This window comes from Massilia sp. CT11-108, assembly GCF_047302915.1.
GTDB classification, from domain to species: domain Bacteria; phylum Pseudomonadota; class Gammaproteobacteria; order Burkholderiales; family Burkholderiaceae_D; genus Telluria; species Telluria orientalis.
Genome location: NZ_JBKYMO010001063.1, coordinates 1 through 788, shown reverse-complemented (window position 1 = coordinate 788; position 788 = coordinate 1). Strand labels below are relative to the sequence as shown.

Genomic DNA, 788 nt, shown 5'->3' with positions numbered 1-788 from the left:
GCTCGTGCTCGCGAACGGCGCGTACGCGGCCCAGGCCGAGTCGGGCGGCGTGGAGGACGGCGGACGCTTCGCCATCGACCTCATCGGCCGCGCCATACGCCAGGCCGGCGCCGTCGACCCCGACATGCTGGCCGACCCTGCGGCGGACCATGCCCCGGCACGCCTCGCGGGACTGGATGCGCGCACCTTGTCCCGCGCCACGGCCGGCATCGACGATCCGCTGCCGGCCGCCGTCAACGGCAGCGACGTGCTGGCCGTCCGCTTTCCCGGCGACGCCAGCGCCGTCGATTGCGCCGGCTTCCCGGTCGCGGCGGGCGAGGAGGGCTGGAGCATCTTCTACGTGGCGCGCAACGGTGAAGGCGAGGCCGAGCTGCACTGCAAATACCGCGGCGCCGCGCACTGGAGCGCGGACGCGGTGGCGAGCGGCGTGGACGGCTTCCAGGTGCTGTACGGCGTCGATACGGACGACCCGCCGGACGGCACCCCCAACCGCTATGTGAACGCGACGGGGATCGACGCGCTCGATGCCGGCTTCGCCGGCCTGCCTCCGGCCGAGTTCAACCGGCGGACGCACTGGAAACGCGTCGTCGGCCTACGCATCGGCCTGCTGCTGCACGGCAACCGTCCCACGCGTACACCCGGCGGCGCGCGCTACGACCTGCTGGGCACCGGGTATGCGACCGCGGCCGTGAACGTGAACATGTGTCTTATACACAACTCCGAGCCCCCGAGACGGAGCTACAGGGCGTTTTGCGGGTTGGTGGTGTAAAAAAAAAAGGGGGGGGGGG

General features: G+C 71.4%; 1 protein-coding gene. It reads left to right on the top strand.

Features of this window, described 5'->3' with window-relative positions; translation table 11 throughout:
- Positions 1 to 769 (top strand): PilW family protein (locus ACEN88_RS33140; RefSeq protein WP_413346549.1); only part of this gene is annotated, 769 nt, incomplete at its 5' end.
- Positions 770 to 788: the final 19 nt, after the last annotated feature.